The 18,500-nt window shown below is 66.8% G+C and carries 14 protein-coding genes and 1 pseudogene; 3 read left to right on the top strand and 12 right to left on the bottom strand.

The features are described 5' to 3' along the window. The first annotated feature begins 176 nt into the window (after positions 1-176). Positions 177-1,286, top strand: a complete 1,110-nt coding sequence (locus BLQ70_RS09620; protein ID WP_091856797.1) for an aminotransferase class I/II-fold pyridoxal phosphate-dependent enzyme — start codon at positions 177-179, stop codon at positions 1,284-1,286. 21 nt (positions 1,287-1,307) lie between these two features. Here the strand turns inward: BLQ70_RS09620 and BLQ70_RS09615 are convergent, their stop codons facing one another. The 3 genes from BLQ70_RS09615 to BLQ70_RS09605 are packed head-to-tail and all read right to left on the bottom strand — an operon-like array spanning position 1,308 to position 4,009. Next, the gene (locus BLQ70_RS09615; protein ID WP_170843362.1) at positions 1,308-2,273 is read right to left on the bottom strand and encodes an ornithine cyclodeaminase family protein; all 966 of its coding nucleotides are present in this window, start codon (positions 2,271-2,273) and stop codon (positions 1,308-1,310) included. Next, a complete protein-coding gene (locus BLQ70_RS09610; protein WP_091856795.1) occupies positions 2,266-2,883 on the bottom strand; it encodes a helix-turn-helix transcriptional regulator in 618 nt (205 codons plus the stop codon). The genes BLQ70_RS09615 and BLQ70_RS09610 overlap by 8 nt, the downstream gene beginning before the upstream one ends. Positions 2,884-2,893: 10 nt before the next feature. Further along, positions 2,894-4,009, bottom strand: coding sequence for an aminotransferase class I/II-fold pyridoxal phosphate-dependent enzyme (locus tag BLQ70_RS09605; RefSeq protein ID WP_091857118.1), 1,116 nt, complete (start codon positions 4,007-4,009; stop codon positions 2,894-2,896). Positions 4,010-4,159: 150 nt separating this feature from the next. Between BLQ70_RS09605 and argH the strand changes: the two genes are divergently transcribed. Continuing rightward, positions 4,160-5,578, top strand: coding sequence for an argininosuccinate lyase (argH, locus tag BLQ70_RS09600; RefSeq protein WP_244511970.1), 1,419 nt, complete (start codon positions 4,160-4,162; stop codon positions 5,576-5,578). 160 nt (positions 5,579-5,738) lie between these two features. Then, positions 5,739-8,747: an aminotransferase class III-fold pyridoxal phosphate-dependent enzyme gene (locus tag BLQ70_RS09595; protein ID WP_091856794.1), complete on the top strand. Its 3,009-nt coding sequence runs from the start codon at positions 5,739-5,741 to the stop codon at positions 8,745-8,747. Between the two features lie 41 nt (positions 8,748-8,788). Here the strand turns inward: BLQ70_RS09595 and BLQ70_RS09590 are convergent, their stop codons facing one another. The 9 genes and pseudogenes from BLQ70_RS09590 to BLQ70_RS09555 form a co-directional block, all read right to left on the bottom strand. Next, positions 8,789-9,817, bottom strand: a complete 1,029-nt coding sequence (locus BLQ70_RS09590; protein WP_244511969.1) for a serine hydrolase domain-containing protein — start codon at positions 9,815-9,817, stop codon at positions 8,789-8,791. Between the two features lie 23 nt (positions 9,818-9,840). After that, entirely contained in the window at positions 9,841-10,635 is a 795-nt protein-coding gene (locus BLQ70_RS09585; protein WP_091856793.1) for an ABC transporter ATP-binding protein, read from the bottom strand. Next, on the bottom strand, positions 10,632-10,799 hold the full coding sequence (locus BLQ70_RS26240) for an ABC transporter ATP-binding protein (protein ID WP_425284573.1): 168 nt from the start codon (positions 10,797-10,799) through the stop codon (positions 10,632-10,634). Before BLQ70_RS26240 ends, BLQ70_RS09585 begins: the two co-directional genes overlap by 4 nt. Positions 10,800-10,961: 162 nt before the next feature. After that, a pseudogene (locus BLQ70_RS26235) lies at positions 10,962-11,420 on the bottom strand (ATP-binding cassette domain-containing protein); the annotation flags it as partial. A 70-nt stretch (positions 11,421-11,490) separates the two neighbouring features. Then, positions 11,491-12,417 (bottom strand): ABC transporter permease, encoded by a 927-nt coding sequence (locus BLQ70_RS09575; protein WP_061970522.1) that lies wholly within the window; start codon positions 12,415-12,417, stop codon positions 11,491-11,493. Between the two features lie 9 nt (positions 12,418-12,426). Then, positions 12,427-13,497, bottom strand: coding sequence for an ABC transporter permease (locus tag BLQ70_RS09570; protein ID WP_091856791.1), 1,071 nt, complete (start codon positions 13,495-13,497; stop codon positions 12,427-12,429). A 10-nt stretch (positions 13,498-13,507) separates the two neighbouring features. Beyond that, entirely contained in the window at positions 13,508-15,142 is a 1,635-nt protein-coding gene (locus BLQ70_RS09565; protein ID WP_091857115.1) for an ABC transporter substrate-binding protein, read from the bottom strand. Positions 15,143-15,226: 84 nt separating this feature from the next. Continuing rightward, positions 15,227-16,654, bottom strand: a complete 1,428-nt coding sequence (locus BLQ70_RS09560; RefSeq protein ID WP_091856790.1) for a M20 family metallopeptidase — start codon at positions 16,652-16,654, stop codon at positions 15,227-15,229. A gap of 29 nt (positions 16,655-16,683) precedes the next feature. Next, a complete protein-coding gene (locus BLQ70_RS09555; protein WP_091856789.1) occupies positions 16,684-18,498 on the bottom strand; it encodes a S9 family peptidase in 1,815 nt (604 codons plus the stop codon). Positions 18,499-18,500: the final 2 nt, after the last annotated feature.

Below are 18,500 nucleotides of genomic sequence, written 5' to 3'. Positions count from 1 at the left end.
AATGTCCTCGTGGCGAGTGCGCTACGGAGCCGGCTCCTTCGGTCGCGTAAACAATCAGTCCAAATTGGACAGATTGTCTAAATTTACCTTGACCTGCCTCTCGCCCGCCTTCACAGATGCCGTGAAAGCCCAGCCGCCCCGGCGGCAGGCGACAGGCCGCAAGGCGGGAGGCTCGCGTGAAGTTCGACATTTTCCAGATGGAGCGGAACCAGACGCTCTTCGAGAACGACGTCGAGATCAACCTGACCGAGAGCGGCGTCCATCCCTGGTCGATCGAGGACATCCTGGGCGAACAGGCCGCGCGCGATCTGCTGAAGCAGCCGCTCGGCTATGGCTGGACCGATGGCCGGCCGGACCTGCGTAACAACATTGCCTCCTGGTATCCCGGCGCCACCGCCGGCAACATCCTTGTCACCAACGGGTCCTCGGAGGCGACGATGATCGCGCTGATGGCGCTGTTCGAGCCCGGCGACGCGCTGGTCTTCGCCCTGCCGAACTTCATGCAGATCGACGGGCTCGGCCGCGCGCTCGGCTTCGACATCCGCCGGCTCGAATTGTCGGGCGATACCGACTGGCAGATCGATCCCGCCCATCTCGCCAAAGTCGCCGCGGGCGCCAAGGCGATCGCCGTGACCAACCCGGCCAATCCCACCGGCAGCGTGCTCTCGGCCGCAAGCCGGGCCGCCCTCATTGAGGCTGCCCGGCGCAACGATGCATGGCTGATGGTCGACGAGATCTATCGCGGCGGCGAGATCGACGGCGCCGAGACGCAGACGCTCTGGGGCAGCTATCCCAAGGTCGCCGTCACCTCCAGCCTGTCGAAATCCTTCGCCTGCCCCGGCCTGCGCCTCGGCTGGATCGTCGCTCCCGCCGAGGTCGTGGCCGCTGCCGCCGAACGGCAGGACTACACCACGATCGGCAGCGGCATCCTGAGCCAGATTCTCGCGGAAGAGGTGATGCGCCCTGAGACGCGCGGCCGCCTGCTCGCACGCGGCCGCGATTTGCTGCGCAGCAATGCCGATCTCGTCGCGCAATGGATGGCGCAGCATAACGACTGGTCATGGCGGCGCCCGCAGGCCGGCGGCATGGCCTTCCTGCGCTATCCGCTCGACATGCCCTCCGAGGTCTTCTCGCAGAAGCTGCGCGAGGAGGAGAGCGTCTTCGTCGTCGCCGGAAGCTGGTTCGGCATCGAGAACCACATCCGCATCGGCATCGGCGTCCCGACCGAAGTGCTGCGCGACGGCCTGGCGCGGATGGATCGCTTCCTGGCGCGGCACAAGGGCTGAAGCACGCCCCGAAGGGCGACGCTACGCGTCGCCCTGTCGCCCGATCCCGTCCAGCACCACCCGCGCGATCGCGATATCCTGCACCGCGATCCCTGTCAGGTCGGCGATGGTGATGTCGTCGACGGAGCGCCGCGCCGGCACGTCCCCGGCCAGCACGGCCCCGAGCTCGACGCAGTCACCCGCATCGATCAGCCCGACCTTGGCAGCGGCGACGAATTCGCCATGGTCGAGGCTCTGCTCCAGCGAATCCGCGATCCTGACATCGGCGAGCGCGACCAGCGCCGTATCCAGCTCCTGCTTGCCCGGCGCATCGGCACCGAGCGCGGTGATATGCGTGCCCGGCCTGATCCAGTCGTCGCGGATGATCGGCGTCGCAGCCGGCGTCACCGTGATCAGCGCATCGGACTGCGCGCAGAGCGCTTCCAGCTCCGTCATCGGCTCGACGGTGATGCCCTCGCCTTCGAGGTCTCGCCGCAGTGCCTCCAGCTTCTCCGGCGAGCGCGCCCAGACCGCAAAAACCGGCTCACGCTCGCGCAGAAGATGCGCGGCGGCGCGAATCTGGAAACGCGCCTGGGTACCGGCGCCGACGATCCCGATCCGGCGCGCATCGGCTCGCATCCCGGCCCGCGTGGCGATGGCGCCGGCCAGAGCGGTCCTGAGATCGGTGAGCCAGCCCTCGTCGCGCAGCATCGCGACGACCGCGCCGGTCTCGGACGAGAGCGCGATCATCATCCCGCTTGTCGTCGGCAGTCCCTTGGCCGGATTGTCGTAAAACCCGGTCGCGATCTTCACGACGAAGATCGGATCACCTGCGATATGGCCGAACTTGATATGGCAATCGCCATTATGCGCGGGAAAGCCGAGATAGCCGACCGGCGGCATCTGCACCTGTCCCGCTGCCGCCGCCTTGAACCCCTCCTCCAGCGCGATGAAGGCCCGGTCGAGATCGACGGCGGCTTCGATCTCCGCACGCGACAGGTCAAGCATCCGGGGTCTCGTTGGCCTGGTTGAGGTAGTTGTAGACGGTCGCGCGGGCGAGCCCGAGGATGCGCGAGATATAGGAGGCCGCATTGCGCCCGCCGAAGGCGCCGTTGGCGGCAAGGTCCGCCACCAGCTCGCGCTTCTCTGCCCGGCTGAGGCTGGTCACCGCGAGGCCACGGCTTTGCGTCCATTGCTGCACGAACTCGTTGATCCGTTCGTGCCAGTCTTCCTTGAACAGCGCCTGCGGCTTCTCGCTCCCGGCCGGCACGGTCGCCAGAGCGGACAGCGTCTGCATCAGCGCATGGAACTGCGAGACATCGACATTGATGCAGAGCACGCCGATGGCCTTGGCCCCGACTGAGAGCACGATGCTGATCGATTTCAGCCGCCGACCGTCCCAGTTCACCTTCTCATAGGGGCCGATGATCGTCTCGTTGGGGTCGAAGCCGATCTCGTCGAGCAGGGACGGCTCGCCGAGCACGCGCTGGGAGAAATTGCCGGCGATATGCACGACGCTCTGCGAGCCGAGATCGTGCAACACGACCTCGGCATGCGGCCGGAACAGCAGCGCCACCGCATCGCAGACCGGCAGGTAGGGAGCGAGTTCCGGCGTCATGCGAGAGCCTCTAGCGCGGCTGCGACTTGAGATAGTCGCTCAGGCGCTCCAGCCCCGCCGAGAGGTGATCGCCCGGAGCGCCGATGCCGATGCGGATATAGCCGTCCATCCCATAGACATCGCCTGGCAGCAGCATGATGCCGCGATCCTCGCGCAAGCGGTGGACGAGCTCGGTCGAGTTCATCGAGTGGCTGTATCTGATGAAGGCCATGCCGCCGGCCTTGGGCGGCACGAAGGAGAAGAACTCCTCATTCGCCTTCACCCAGTTCGTCAGCAGCGCGAGGTTCTCCCGCAGGATGGTCTTGCTCCGCTGCAGGATCTCGGCGCGCTTGGCCGGCTGGATGACGATGCGGGCGATATGCTCGCTCAGCGCGCTCGTCGTGATCGAGGTGTAATCCTTGTTCTGCCAGGCGGTGTAGATGTCCTTGGCCGGGCCGACCAGCCAGCCGATGCGCAGGCCGGGCAGCGCCATCGCCTTGGAGAGGCCGCTGGTGATGATCGCCTTCTCGTAGAGATCGGCGAAGCTGGGCGGCTCGTCGGTTTCGAGTTCGGCGCCCTTGTAGACCTCATCGGCATGGAGATAGCAGCCCTGCGCCCGGGCGATCTCGACCAGCGCGTCCATCGTCTCGCGCGAGAGCAGGCTGCCGGTCGGGTTGTTCGGGTTGCAAATCGTCATCAGCTTGGTGCGCGGCGTGATCGCCCGGCGAACCTCGTCGAGATCAGGCGTCCAGCCCAATTCCTCGCGCAGCTTCACTTCCTTGACGGTCGCGCCGATCGCCCGCGCCCAGCCCCAGATCTGCAGGTAGTTCGGCACGAAGACGACGATCTCGTCGCCCGGCTCGATCAGCGACATCACCATCAGGAAATTGGCTTCGGCCGAGCCGTTGGTGACGATCACCTCGTCCGAGGTCCGGTTGCGATAGAGTTTTGCAATGTCCTCGCGCAACTCGACAGCGCCATTGGTCCAGCCATAGCCGAGTTCGACCTCCATCAGCTTGGCGCGCTGCTCCGCGCTGAGCAGCTCATTCAGCGAATAGGGATGGACGCCGCTATCCGAGAGATTGAACTCTACGGTGTTCTCGTAGAGCGACTGGATGCGCTCCAGGCTGAATTCTTCGATCTTCATGCTGCCCATCCCGCGACGGCCGACCCACCGCATCTCCCGCGAGTATGATGGGCATGATTTGGACGTCAAGGTCGATTTTGGAATTTACAGTCCAAATTACGATTGCTATCCCTTGGCGATTACGTCGCAGCCGCTCCCGGAGAGCCCATCATGTCCGACCAGAACCCCGGTGCCAACAAGATGTGGGGCGGGCGCTTCACCACCGCGCCGGCCGATGTGATGCGCAAGATCAATCCCTCGATCGGCTTCGACTACCGTCTTTACCGGCAGGATATCGCAGCGTCCAAGACCCATGCCGCGATGCTCGCCCGCCAGGGCATCATCGCTGGCGCCGACAACGAGCGCATCCAGGCCGGGCTCGACCAGATCCGCGGCGAGATCGACCGCGGCGAGCTGCAATTCAGCATCGACCTCGAGGACATCCACATGAACGTGGAATCGCGCCTCAAGGAGATCATCGGCGAGCCCGCCGGGCGCCTGCACACCGCCCGCAGCCGCAACGACCAGGCCGTCACCGATGTCCGCCTCTGGATGCGTGACGCGATCGATGCTCTCGACGGCACCATCCGTGACTTGCAGCAGGCGCTGATCGAGCGCGCGAGCGAGCACGCCGAGACGATCATGCCGGGCTTCACCCATATGCAGGTCGCCCAACCCGTGACCTTCGGCCATCACCTGATGGCCTATGTCGAGATGTTCGGGCGCGACCGCGAGCGCCTGGCCGGCGCCCGCCAGCGCACCAATGTCTCGCCGCTCGGCGCCGCCGCGCTCGCCGGCACCGCCTTCCCGATCGACCGGCAGTTCACGGCGGCGGAGCTCGGCTTCGCCCGGCCGACCGAGAACTCGATGGATTCGGTCGGTGCCCGCGACCATATCTGCGAACTCCTGTTCTGCTGCTCGATGCTGGCCGTGCATCTCTCGCGCCTCAACGAGGAGATCACGCTCTGGTGCAGCGACGGCTTCCGCTTCATCGCGCTGTCGGATGCCTTCACCACCGGCTCCTCGATCATGCCGCAGAAGCGCAACCCCGACGCGGCCGAGCTGGTACGCGGCAAGACCGGCCGCGTCGTCGGCTCGCTCACCGCCATGCTGGTGATGGTGAAGGGCCTGCCGATGACCTTCATGAAGGACATGCAGGAGGATAAGGAGCCGATGTTCGACGCGCTGGAAACGGTCGAGCTCTGCGTCGCCGCCACCACCGGCATGGTCCGCGACCTCACGGTGCGCCCCGAGGGCATGCGCGCCTTCCTCGACCGCGGCTTCCCGACTGCGACCGATCTCGCCGACTGGCTGGTGCGCGAGGCCGGCATCCCGTTCCGCGACGCCCATCACATCACCGCCCGCATCGTCGCGCTGGCCGAGGCGAAGGGCTGCACCTTGCAGGCGCTCGATCTCGACGCCATGCGCTCGGTCGATCCCCGCATCGGCGAAGCGGTTTTCGCAGTGCTGGCGCCCGAGCATTCGGTCCGCAGCCGCCGCAGCTATGGCGGCACGGCTCCCGATACCGTCCGCGAGGCGATCGAGCGGGCGAAGCAGCGCTGGCTGTCCAACAAGCCGATCCAAGGCTGATCGTCACCCTCGCCCCACGCAACCCGGCAGCCGCCGTCCCGCAAACTTTGCGGGATCAAACCGGCCGCCTTTCTGGCTATGGAAGACGGCACCGGTCGATTCGACCGGGCGTGAGGAAACGAGCGCGGAGCCATGGCAGCTCCGCGGCGGGGGAGAGATGATGGAACACGTCTGGTTGCGTGGGGTGGCCGAGCAGTTCGGCATCGATGGCGGGCTGCGCCAGCTCGGCGGCGAATACGACCTCAACTTCCGCGGCCGGACCAGCGAAGGCGACGTCATCGTCAAGGCGATGCGCCCGCAGGGCGAGCCCGCCCTTGTCGACCAGCAATGCGCCGCGATCAGTCACGCGCTTGCCGCCGATCCGACGCTGCCGCTGCCGCGCCTGCTCCCCGCCGAAGGCAAGCGCTTCTGGCAGGAGGTCGCGGACGCTCAGGGCCATCAGCGCATGGTCTGGGTCCAGCGCGCCTTCAAGGGCATTCCGATGGGCGAAGCCGGGCCGCAGCCGCCTGCCGTCCTCGCCGAACTCGGCGCACTGACCGCCCGGCTCGACCTGGCACTCCGCGATTTCAAGGTCACGGCCGCGCCGGACGCCGCGAAATGGGACCTGACCGAGGCCGGCTGGATCAAGCCGCATCTCGACGTGCTGGAAGGCTCGCGCCGCAAGCTCGTGGCAGAGATCGTCACCGGTTTCGAGGCGCTGAAGCCCGCGCTCGACAGGCTGCCGCGCCAGACCATCCATAACGACCTCAACGACTTCAACATCCTCGTCTCGCCGCGCCTTGGAGAGCCCGCCCGGATCAGCGGCCTGATCGATTTCGGCGACATGACCGATGGCCCGCGCGTCTGCGAGATCGCCATCGCCGCGGCCTATGCCATCCTCGACCACGAGACGCCCGAAGCCGCGCTTGCAGCCTTGGTCGCGGGCTATCACGGCGTCTCACCGCTGAGTGCCGAGGAGATCGGCCTGATCTGGCCGCTCGTCCGGATGCGCCTCGCCGTCAGCGTCGTGAACTCGACGATTGAGGCAAAAGGCCGCCCGAACGACCCCTATGTCACGATCTCGCAGGCCCCCGCATGGCGGCTTCTGGAAAACCTCGCCATCGACGGCGACTTGATGGGCGCGCGCCTGCGCAATGCCTGCGGCCTGCCCGTCACCGATGCCGCCGGCCGCATTGCGAGCTGGATCGCCGCACAGCGCGGCAGCTTCGCCCCGGTGCTCGGCCGTGCACTCGACGGCCTGCCGGTGGGTTCGCTCGGCATCGCCGAGGCGACAATCCCGCAGAACCCGTTCGAACTGCGCGCCGATGAGGCCCGCAATCTCGGCACCGGGCTCGGCATCACCCAGGAATGGTGGCTCGGCCAGTATGGCGAGCCGCGCCTAGTCTATACCGACAAGGCCTTCCGCAAGGGTCGCTGGCTCGCCTCCAACCGCCGCACCATCCATATGGCGGTCGATGTCTTCGGCCCCGCCGGCGAGCCGGTCCGGGCGCCTCTCGCCGGGCGCGTCGCGCTGGCGGAGAACCGCGAGGGCCATCTCGACTATGGCGGCGTCGTCATCCTCGAACACCGCACGCCCGCGGGTGACATCTTCCACACCCTCTACGGCCATCTCGCCGCCGATGGCGCAGCGAAACTGAAGCAGGGCCAGGAGATCGCAGCCGGCGAGGCCTTCGCAAAACTTGGACCGGCGGAGGAGAATGGCGGCTGGGAGCCGCATCTGCATTTCCAGCTCGCGCTGACGCTGGACGGCATGGGCCATGACTGGCCGGGCGTCGCCGATCCCGACGACTGGGCGCTCTGGCAGGCGATCTGCCCGAACCCCGCCGCCCTGCTCAACCTGCCCGACGAGACCGTCGCCTATCAGGCGATCGACGAAGTCGCGCTACTGGCCGAGCGCAAGGCCCGCTTCGGCGCCAATCTCAAGCTCAGCTACAAGAAGCCCGTCACCTTCCTGCGCGGCTGGCGCCACCATCTCTTCGACGCGATGGGGCGGCCCTATCTCGACGCCTATAACAACGTGCCGCATGTGGGCCACGCCCATCCGCGCATCCGCAAGGTGGCGATGGACCAGCTCGCGCGGATGAACTCCAACACGCGCTACCTGCACCCGGCGCCGATGGCGCTGGCCCAGCGCCTGACTGCCAAGCTGCCCAAGGAGTTGGAGGTCTGCTTCTTCGTCAATTCCGGCTCGGAAGCAAATGAGCTGGCTTTGCGCCTCGCCCGCGCGGCCAGCGGCGGCTACGACATCGTCACGCCCGATCACGGCTATCACGGCAACACCACCGGCGCGATCGACATCTCCGCCTACAAGTTCAACAAGCCGAACATGGGTGGCCGCAAGCCCTGGGTGCAGCTCGTCGACGTTGCCGATGATTATCGCGGCCGCTTCCGCCGCGACGATGCCAACCGCGCGCTGCACTACGCTGAGCAGGTCGACGGCGCGCTCGCAGCGATCGCGGAACGCGGCGGCAAGGTCGCCGGCTTCATCGCCGAGACCTTCCCGAGCGTCGGCGGCCAGATCATCCCGCCGCCCGGCTATCTCGCCGCGGTCTACGAGCGCATCCGCGCTGCTGGCGGCATCTGCATCGCCGACGAGGTGCAGACCGGGCTCGGCCGTCTCGGCGATTACTATTTCGGCTTCGAGCAGCAGGGCGTGCGGCCGGATATCGTCGTCCTCGGCAAGCCACTCGGCAACGGCCACCCGATCGGCGCGCTCATCACCACCCGCGCCATCGCCGAGCGCTTCGCGGAAGGCCCGGAGTATTTCTCGACCTTCGGCGGCTCGAACCTGTCCTGCCGCATCGCTGCAGAGGTCCTCGACATCGTCGAGGAGGAAGGGCTTTCGGCCAATGCCAAGGCGATGGGCGACAAGCTTCTCGCTGGCATGCGCACGCTGATGGATGACTATCCTTGCGTCGGCGACGTCCGCGGCATCGGACTCTTCCTCGGGCTGGAGCTGGTCACGGATCGCGAAACGCTGGAGCCCGCGACCGATGCGGCCGCCCATGTCATGAACCGCCTGCGCGAGATGCGCATCCTGGTCGGGCGCGAGGGACCCGCCGACAACATTCTCAAGATCCGCCCGCCGCTGACGGTCGGCGCCGACGATGTCGAGATGATCCTCGACAGGCTCAGGATCTGCCTGCGCGAGGTCGAGGCCGCGCGATAACCTGCCACCGCCTCGAGTTCCTGCGACAGCGCGACGTGCCCTCAGCCGGCTCGGCGCGCTTCGAGGATCAGGCGCAGCAGGCGGCCGAAGGCGAAGCGGCTCACCTCCGTGCCTTTGATGTCGGTGTTGACGCGGTGGACGATGACGAGGTCCAGCGACGGAATGACAAGGCAGTTCTGCCCGCCGACGCCCTGCGCGCTGTAGCTGCCCGCGGGCAGCACGACGCCCGGAAAGCCCGCGCCGGAGCGCTCGGTCCACCACATATAGCCATAGCCGCCGCGCGGCCCGGCATCGGAGAGCGGCAGCACGCTGGTCGCGACCCAGTTGGCCGGAATGATCTGCGCGTCCTGCCAACGGCCCTGCCGCAGGAACATCAGGCCGAAGCGGGCGAGGTCGCGCGTCGACATCCGGAACGGATAGGCGGGATGGACGGAGCAATCGTCCGGCTCCAGCCAGCCGTCGCGCCGCTCGCCATCGAGGCGGAAATCCTCCATGCCGAGCGGGCGGCCGATCTGCGCCAGGAAATCGTCATGGATGCCGGCACCGGTCAGCGCCGTGAAGATCGTGCCCAGCGCGTTGAAATCCCAGTTGTTGTAGAGCCAGAAGGTGCCCGGCGGCTGCGAATGGCGCGGCGGCTTGATCGACTTCATCCAGGGGGATTCGTAGCCGGCCGGGTGGAAGATGCCGGAACGCGCCGTCAGCAGATCATAGATCGTTGCCGACTTCTCGCGGTCGCTGAGGCCTTCCTTGTCGTCGATGCCGAGATCGGCGAGCGTGCGCGACATGTCGATGCGGCCGGCTTCCTCATGGATGCCGATCAGCGCGCTGAGGAAGCTCTTGCGGACGGAATGGCACTGGTAGCGATGGGCGAGATCGCCGCGGCTCGCCACCACGCGCCCGCCCTGCACGATCATCACTGTCGCCGTCGAAATGGTGTCGGCGAAGCGCCAGGCGCGGTCGAGCCCTTCGCGCGACCAGCCCGCCGTCTCCGGTGCGACGCTCTCCCAGCCATTCACCGGCCAACGCTCTGCACGCAAGGCTTCGCCCGTCATCACTGCTTCATCCATCATCTGATCCTCCGTAGCCCGGTCGCTCACGCGATCGGGCGATAACCGACGCTCGCTTCGAGGAATTCACGCGTATAGGGCTGATGCGCCCGGCCGGCCCGGACGTCCCCGGCGCTCATCTCTTCGAGGATGCGGCCCTCGCTCATCATCGCGACGCGCTCGCAGAGATGCGTCACCACCGCGAGATCATGGCTGACCATCAGATAGGTCAGGTCGCGGTCGCGGCGGAGCTGCTTCAGCAGATTGAGGATTTCGGCCTGCACGGAGACGTCGAGCGCCGAGGTCGGCTCGTCCAGCAGCAGCAGTTCGGGCTCGATGATCAGCGCACGCGCGATCGCGACGCGCTGGCGCTGCCCGCCCGAGAGTTCATGCGGGAAGCGGTAGCGGAAGGACGGCCCGAGGCCGACGGCGGTGAGAATATCGTCGATCCGCTCCTGTGGCCGGTCGAAGCCATGGATCTTCAGCGGCTCGGCCAGCACGTTCTGCACCATCTTGCGCGGATGCAGCGAGGAATATGGGTCCTGGAACACCATCTGCACGCGGCGGAAGAAGGCCTTGTCGCGCTTATGCGGCACCTCCCGATCCTGGAAGCTGATCGAGCCGCCATACTCGCTGTTCAGTCCGGCGAGAGCGCGCAGCACGGTCGACTTGCCGCAGCCGGATTCACCGATCAGGCCGAAGGCCTCGCCATGTCCGAGCGTGAAGGAGACGTCGTCCACCGCCTTCAGCGCCGAGGCGCCACGGCCGAAGACAACCGAGAGATGGCTGACCGCGAGCGCAGCCGGGCGGTTCGCCGCCAGGGTCGGATCCGTCGCGCTCATGGCTGGCTCCCGCTCTGCAGCGTCGGTCCATCGAGCCAGGCCGGGTCGCGGCTCGGCACCTGCAGCATGTCGGCCTGCCGGTCGAGCCGCGGCAGGCTGTCGAGCAAGGCGCGTGTATAGGGGTGCCGTGCATTGTGCAGTTCGCGCGCCGGGATGTCCTCCATGATCCGGCCGGCATACATTACCAGCACGCGGTCGCAGAAGTCCGCTACGAGATTGAGGTCGTGGCTGATGAAGATCAGCCCGGCGCCGCGCCGCGTCACCAACTCGTCGAGAATGCTCAGCACCTGCCGCCGGATGGTGACGTCGAGCGCCGAGGTCGGCTCGTCCGCGATGATCAGGTCGGGCTCCGGGATCAGCATCATCGCGATCATGATGCGCTGGCCCATGCCGCCCGAGACCTCGTGCGGATAGAGCCTGAAGACACGCGCGGGGTCGCGGATCTTCACGGCCTCCAGCATGGCGAGCGCCCGGGCCTCGGCCTCCTTGCCGCCGACCTTGTGGTGCAGGCGGTAGGCCTCGGTGATCTGCTCGCCGACCCGCATCAGCGGGTTCAGCGAAAATTTCGGGTCCTGCAGGATCATCGAGATGCGGTTGCCGCGGATGCTCCGCATCTGGCGCTCGCTGGCTGCGAGCAGGTCGATCCCGTCGAAGGACAGCTTCTTGGCGGCAATCATCGCAGCCTTCGGCGTCAGCTTCAGGATCGTGCGGCCGGTCAGAGACTTGCCCGAGCCGGATTCGCCGACGATGCCGACCTTCTCGCGGCCGACGCTGAAAGAGATGCCGCGCACCGCCTGCACCGAGCGATGCGCGCCCTTGAAGGTGACGGAGAGGTCCTCGACCTCGAGCAGCGGCTTATCCATGGCGCGGATCCAGGATGTCGCGCAGGCCGTCGCCGAACAGGTTGAAGGCCAGGCTGGTGATCAGGATGGCAAGGCCGGGAATGCCGGCGATCCAGCCATTGGTCAGGATGAACTCGCGACCGGACGCCAGCATCGCGCCCCATTCCGGGCTCGGCGGCTGGGCGCCCAGGCCCAGGAAGCCGAGACCTGCCGCCGTCAGGATGATCGACGCCATGCTGAGGGTAATGCGCACCACGACCGAAGGGATGCACATCGGCACGACATGGCCGAGGATGATCCTGAGCGGCGACGCACCCTGCAGCCGGACCGCCGCGATATAGTCGGACTTGCGGATCGACAGCGTCTCGGCCCGCGCCAGCCGCGCGATCGGCGGCCAGGCGGCGAGCGCGATCGCGATGATCGCATGGTCGATGCTGGGGCCCAGCGCCGCGACGAAGGCGAGCGCCAGCACCAGGCTCGGGAAGGCCAGGAAGATGTCGACGATCCGCATCAACACGGTGTCGACCCAACCTCCGAGATAGCCCGAGGTGGTGCCGACGATCAGCCCGAGCGGCGCCGCGATCACCGCCGTCAGCATGGCGATGTAGAGCGTGATCCGCGCGCCGAAGACCAGCCGGCTGAAGATGTCACGGCCAAGCTCGTCGGTGCCGAACCAATGCGCGGCCGAAGGCCGCTGCAGGCGCTGCGTCAGGTCCTGCGCATAGATGTCATGCGTCGCGACCAGCGGGGCGAACAGCGCCGTGAGCGCGATCAGGACGATGATGGCGAGGCCGAACAGGGCGGCAGGGTTGGCCCGCAGCCGCCACCATTTCAGCGACAATTGCTGCATCCGCGCCTGGAAGGGCGAGGCCGGGACGGGCGCCGCGAGCCAAGCCCGGAGGCCTCGCCCGTTGGCCTGGTCGATGGGTTGTGGTGCCATGGCCATGCCTCAGCGGGTTCGCGGGTCGAAGACCCGGTAAAGCAGGTCGCATAACAGGTTGAGCGTCACGAAGATGACGCCGACGAGCAGCGTGCAGCCGACGACCGCGTTCATGTCGCCGGCGAGAAGCGCGTTGGTCAGGTAGCGGCCGAAGCCCGGCCAGGCGAAGACCGTCTCGGTCAAGACCGCGCCTTCGAGCAGAAAGGCGTAGGACAGTGCCACCACCGTCACCACCTGCACGGCGATGTTGCGGAAGGCGTGACCCCAGACCGTGCGCGCCCAGGACAGGCCTTTCACCCGCGCCGTCACGACATATTCCTGCCCGAGCTGCTCCATCATGAAGCTGCGGGTCATCCGGCTGATATAGGCGAGCGAGCTGAAGGCCAGGATCGAGGCCGGCAGGATGATGTGCGAGACGGCGTTGCCGAACATCTCCCAGTTGCCGGCGAGCAGGCTGTCGATCAGCAGGAAGCCGGTGACGGGTTCGAGGTCGAATTCGTAAGTGAAATCGATGCGGCCGGGACCACCGACCCAACCCAGCGTCGCGTAGAACAGCACGAGCCCCATCAGGCCGAGCCAGAAATTCGGCGCGGAATAACCGATCAGGCCGACGACCCGGACGATCTGGTCGACAAGGGAGCCGCGATACATCGCCGAGAGCACGCCAAGCGGGATGCCCAGGCTGGTGCCGATCACGATCGCCACGCTGGCGAGCTCGATCGTCGCCGGGAAGACGCGGGCGATATCCGCCATCACCGGCTTGCCCGTGGTCAGAGCCATCCCGAAATCGAGATGCAGCACGCCCCAGAGATAGCGGCCGAACTGGATGTAGAGCGGCTGGTCGAGGCCAAGCTGCTTGTACATCGCCTGATAGGCTTCCTGGGTCACGTTGTCGCCGAGCACGGCGACGACGGGATCGAGCGGCAACAGGCGGCCGATGAAGAAGGTCAACGCCGCCAGCCCGAGCAGGGTGACGGCGAAGGAGACGAGCGTTCGACCGGAGGCCTTGAGCCAGGACGGAAGAATGGTCCGTCCCGGATCGGAGCTCAGGCCGGGTGCCGCAGCGGCGGTCCGGGACATCGCGACAGCCTTACTTGGCCGTACGCTCGTAATAGGTCCGGAAGCCGTTCCAGGTCCACGACTTCAGGTCCTTGCGCACGCCGGCGACACTGTTCATCTGGAACATGAAGGCCATCGGCCCCTTGGCCATCACCTCTTTCTGGATCGTCGCATAGAGCGCATCGCGCTTGGCCGGATCGGGCTCGAGCAGGGCCGCGTCGATCTGCTTGTTGAGTTCAAGGTCCTGATAGGCGGAACGCCAGCTCGGGTACTGGGTCTGCTTCGCTTCGAGCCGGTTGTCCGGGTTGAAGACAAGGCGCGAGGCATTGCCATGCGCGTCCGGCACGCCGGTCTGCCAGGCCAGCATCGCCGACTGGTACTCGCGGCCGCGCACCTTGCTGAAGAGCTGGGCATTGGCCATGCGCTCGAGCGAGAGCTTGACGCCGACCTTGGCTGCGTTCTGCTGGACGCTCTGGGCGATCGGGTTCGCATGCGGCAGCGTGCCGAAGAGCACGCTCGCCTCGAAGCCGTTGGGATAACCGGCTTCTGTCAGGAGCTGCTTGGCCTTGTCCAGATCGAGCTTGAAGGGCTGCCCTTCCTTCTCGTCGAGGGCACCGACCGCGCCGAGCTGGGCGAAGCTGGCGCGCGGCACGCCGAGATAGGTCATCACCGTCTTGCCGAGGCCCTCGTAGTCGATCAGGTAGCGCATCGCGAGGCGCACCTTCTCCTTGGAGAACGGACCGTCCGCGACGTTGAAGCCCCAGTAGAACAATTGCGGCCTGAGGACCTTGATGATCGAGACGTCCTTTGAGCCTTCGAGGTCCTTCAAGTCTTCCGGCGTCAGGTCGCGCGCCACGTCGACATCGCCCTGGCTGAGCAGCAGGCGCTGGGTGCCGGGCTCGGCGACATGGCGGATCAGGATGCGCTTGAGACCGGGCGCCGTGCCCCAATACCCCTCGTTCGCCTCCAGCACGATCGATTCGCCGGCATTCCAGCGTGTCAGCTTGTAGGGACCGACGCAGGCCGTGCGCGTCGCCAGGTACTTGTTGCCGAGATCGGTGCCCTGCTGGTTCGCCATCAGGGTCTTCTTGTCCATCACCATGGAGACCCGGTTGGCGGCGATCGCCTGCAGCACCAGCGTCGTCGGATAGGGCTTGTCCAGCTTGAGCGTGAGCGTGTCGTTACCCGCGACGATGGTCTGCTCGACATTGTCCTTGGTGAAGCCGTACTCGGTCAGCGTCGCGGCATTGCCGAAATTGAGCTTGACGACGCGGTGCATCGACCAGGCGACATCCTCGGCCGTGACCGGATTGCCGGAGGGGAACTTCGCGCCCTTGCGCAGGTGGAAGGTGATCTCCTTGCGGTCCGGCGAGACATCCCAGCGCTCGGCGAAACCCGGCACGACCTTGCGCTCGTCGGCCGGGTCGAAATCGACCAGCGTATCGCAGGTGTTCTGCAGGATCTCGTTGGTGACGACCTCGCCGACCTGGGCGGGATCGAAGGTGCTGATCGCGTCGACGTTCCAGGCCATCACGAGCGCGTTCTTCGGCGTCGCGGCGACTGCCGCTCCCGCGCCGGCGCAGAGGGCGGCGGCCGCAGCAGCCGAGAGGAGCTTGCGCCCGACAAGGCAGCGCCTCGTTCCGGTCTCGTCGTTTCGGTCGGCCATGATCTCGATCCCGCTCTTTGGTTGTTGTTCGATTGGACGCGTCGGCGGCGGAAGCAGCATTGGTGCCGCCCACGCGATTCTGGCTCAGGCGGCCACCGGCCGCGGCTTGATCGGCGGCTTCACCTCCGCCGGGATCGGGCAGACATAAGGCGTCTGCGTCACCCGTTCCTGATGGTCCTTCTTGGCGCGCGCCAACAGCGTCTCGTCGCTGATCACGTCGATCGCCGTCGCCGCCATGATCTTGGCGGCATGGACCATGCCCTTGTGGGCGGCCGGCGCCTTACCCTGTGCCGTGATCTGCCAGGAATGACCGGGTGTGCCGATCGCATGGGTCGCGACCCTAGCCTGGATGGTCGGCACCTTCCAGCTGACATCGGCGACATCGGTCGAGCCGATCATCGGCACGCCGCGCGTGCCCTGCGGCACGACGAAATCGCAAAGTGGCGTGTTCTCGCGCGGCGCGATGCCGGTCTTGCGATAGTCGTTGAGGATATCCGCCGGGCCGAGCGTCGCCTGGATCTTGGCCGCATAGGCCTTGTCGGCGGCATCGAAGGGCACGGGGCCGAGGCGGTCGATGTTCTTGAACATCGCATCTTCCAGCGGCGTGTTGCCGAGCATGTTGGAGACCGCGCTCATGATCGAGATCGAGACCGTGGTCTCGGTCATCAGCGCCGCGCCCTCGGCGATCATCTTCACGCGCTCATTGAGCTCCAGCATCCCGGCGAGGTCGCGCGCCCGGATGGCGTAGCGCACCTTGGCCGAAGCCTGGACGACGTTCGGCGCGATGCCGCCCGCATCGAGATAGGCATAGTGGATGCGCGCATCGGACGGCGCATGCTCGCGCATGTAGTTGACGCCGACATTCATGAGTTCCACCGCATCGAGCGCCGAGCGGCCGAGATGCGGCGCCGCGGCGGCGTGCGAGGCGCGACCGGTGAACTGGAAATCCATCCGCGTGTTGGCGAGCGACAGCGCATCGTCGACCTTGGTCATCGAGGCCGGGTGCCAGCTGATGGCGACATCGACATCGTCGAACGCGCCGGCCCGCACCATGAAGGCCTTGGCCGCGCCGCCCTCTTCCGCCGGGCAGCCGAAATAACGCACCCGCCCCGGTCGGCCGGTTTTGGCCAGCCAGTCCTTCACCGCGGTCGCAGCCAGCAGCGCGGCCGAGCCCAGCATATTGTGACCGCAGCCATGGCCGTGGCCGCCGGCCTCGACCGGCTTCGGCTCGGCGATATTGGCCTCCTGGCTCAGGCCGGGCAGCGCGTCGTATTCGCCGAGGATGGCGATGACCGGGCCGCCCTCGCCCGCCTCGCCCATCACGGCGGTCGGGATGCCCGCGACGTTCTCGGTGATGCGGAAACCCTGCTCCTTCAGCATGGCGATATGCTCGGCGACCGAGCCATATTCGGTATAGGCGATCTCGGGCATGCCCCAGACGCGGTCGCTCAGCGCCTCGAAGGACTGCCGCTTCGCATCGACGAGCTGCCAGATGATCTCGGAGTTCTGCATGGTTTGCGTCCTTTCAGATGCCGGGGCGCTCAAAGATGCTCTCGCAGGAAACGGGCCACGCCGCCGAAGACGGTGCGCCGGTTTTCGATCCGGGCGAAGCCATGGCCCTCATGCGGGATGCGCAGATACTCGACCGGGCGGCCGAGGCCGCGCAGCACCGAATAGACCATCTCGCTCTCGCCCGGCGGCACGCGGGGGTCATCGAACCCTTGCGCCATGAAGAGGGGCACCCGGATCTGGTCGATTTTGTGGATCGGCGAGAAGCGGATCAGGTTCTCGCGGTCCGCGACCGGATCGCCATATTCGACCGCGCGCAGATAGCGCCGCCACGGCCCTGTGGTCTCCAGCAGCGTCAGGAAATTGGCGATGCCGTAGAACTCGATCCCGACCTTCCAGAGTTCGGGCTGCTCGGTGAGCGCCGCCAGCACCATGAAGCCGCCATAGGAGCGGCCATAGACGGCGACGCGGTCATCGTTCACGTCAGATTGCTCGCGCAGCCAGAGCCGGACCGCCTTGAGGTCGGCGACGCTGTCCATGCGTAGATGTTTGTCGTCGAGATGATGATAGCTGCGGCCATAGCCGGTCGAGCCGCGCACGTTCGGCGCGATCACCATGATGCCCTGGCTCAGGAAGAACTGCAGGTCGGCCCGGAAGATCGGGGTCCATTGCGCCTCCGGCCCGCCATGGACCACGACGACGGCCGGATAGCCGCCTTCCGGCGCCTTGCCGCGCGGCCGGTAGACGAAGAACGGCACTTCGAGCCCGTCGAAGCTCTTGGTGCTCGCCAGCGTCGGCTCGACGAAGCCCGCGGGATCGAGCCCGGCCTTCGAGGCATCGGTCAGGCGCTTCACCTGCTTCGAGGCGATATCGAAGCGCCAGATATCCGGGGAGGAGGTCGAGCCATCAAGCGGGAAGACGAGCCCCGAACCATCCGGCAGCCAGGCGACGGAGCCGACCGAGCCAGCCGGAAAACCTTCGACCTCGAACTCGACCCCACCGGCGATCTCGCGCACGAAGATGCGGTTCCAGCCACGATCATTCGCGACATAGGCGAGGCGGTTCTGGTCCGGCGCCAGCGCCACCGCCTCGATATCCTGCCCGTCGCGATCGACGATCCAGTCCAGCGTGCCGTCAGTCGCCGAGCGGAAGGCGACGCTGAGAAACTCGCGCCCCTGGTCGGTAATGGTGAAGAAGCCGCTGCCATCCTTCTTCATCCGGCTCGCGGCATAGCGGGCGCGGCCCTCATGCGGCAGCAGCGCCTCGCGCGCCCCGCTTTCGAGATCGAGCCGGAACAGATCCTGGTCGTTCATCGCATGGGTCGCATCGGCGACCAGGAGCGAGCGCCCGTCCGGGAAGAAGGCCACGGCCTCGCGATAGCCGCTACCCTCGAACACGCGCCGCGCCGCCCGCGTCGCCATGTCCATCACGTAGATATCCATATGCTCGCGGTCGCGCGCGTTCGAGGCGAAGGCGATGCGCTGTCCGTCCGGCGCCCAGCAGCCCCAGACATGCACCACGGTCGGATCGTCGGTCAGCGGCTGCGGCACGCCCGAGGCACCCGGCACGAGCCAGAGCTGATGGCGCTCGTCGCCGCCGCAATCCATCGTGAAGAGCAGGTCGCGGCTCTTCGGGTTGAAGGCGATCGCGCCGACGGGCTCCGGCATATCGGTCAGGCGCCAGGGCGCCCCGCCGGCGAGCGGCCGAAGCCAGATCTGATGCGTGCCGCTCTCGTCGCTGAGATAGGCGAGCAGCTCGCCATCCGGCGCGACGGCCGGGCTCTTGGCACTGCGGATTTCGAGATAGGGCTCGATGCCCAGGCGGATCTGGCCGGCGGCTTCGTACATGG

Source organism: Allobosea robiniae, from assembly GCF_900102525.1.
Lineage (GTDB): Bacteria > Pseudomonadota > Alphaproteobacteria > Rhizobiales > Beijerinckiaceae > Allobosea > Allobosea robiniae.
The sequence above is the reverse complement of the archived record's forward strand: the minus strand, read 5'-3'. Positions and strand labels throughout refer to the sequence as shown.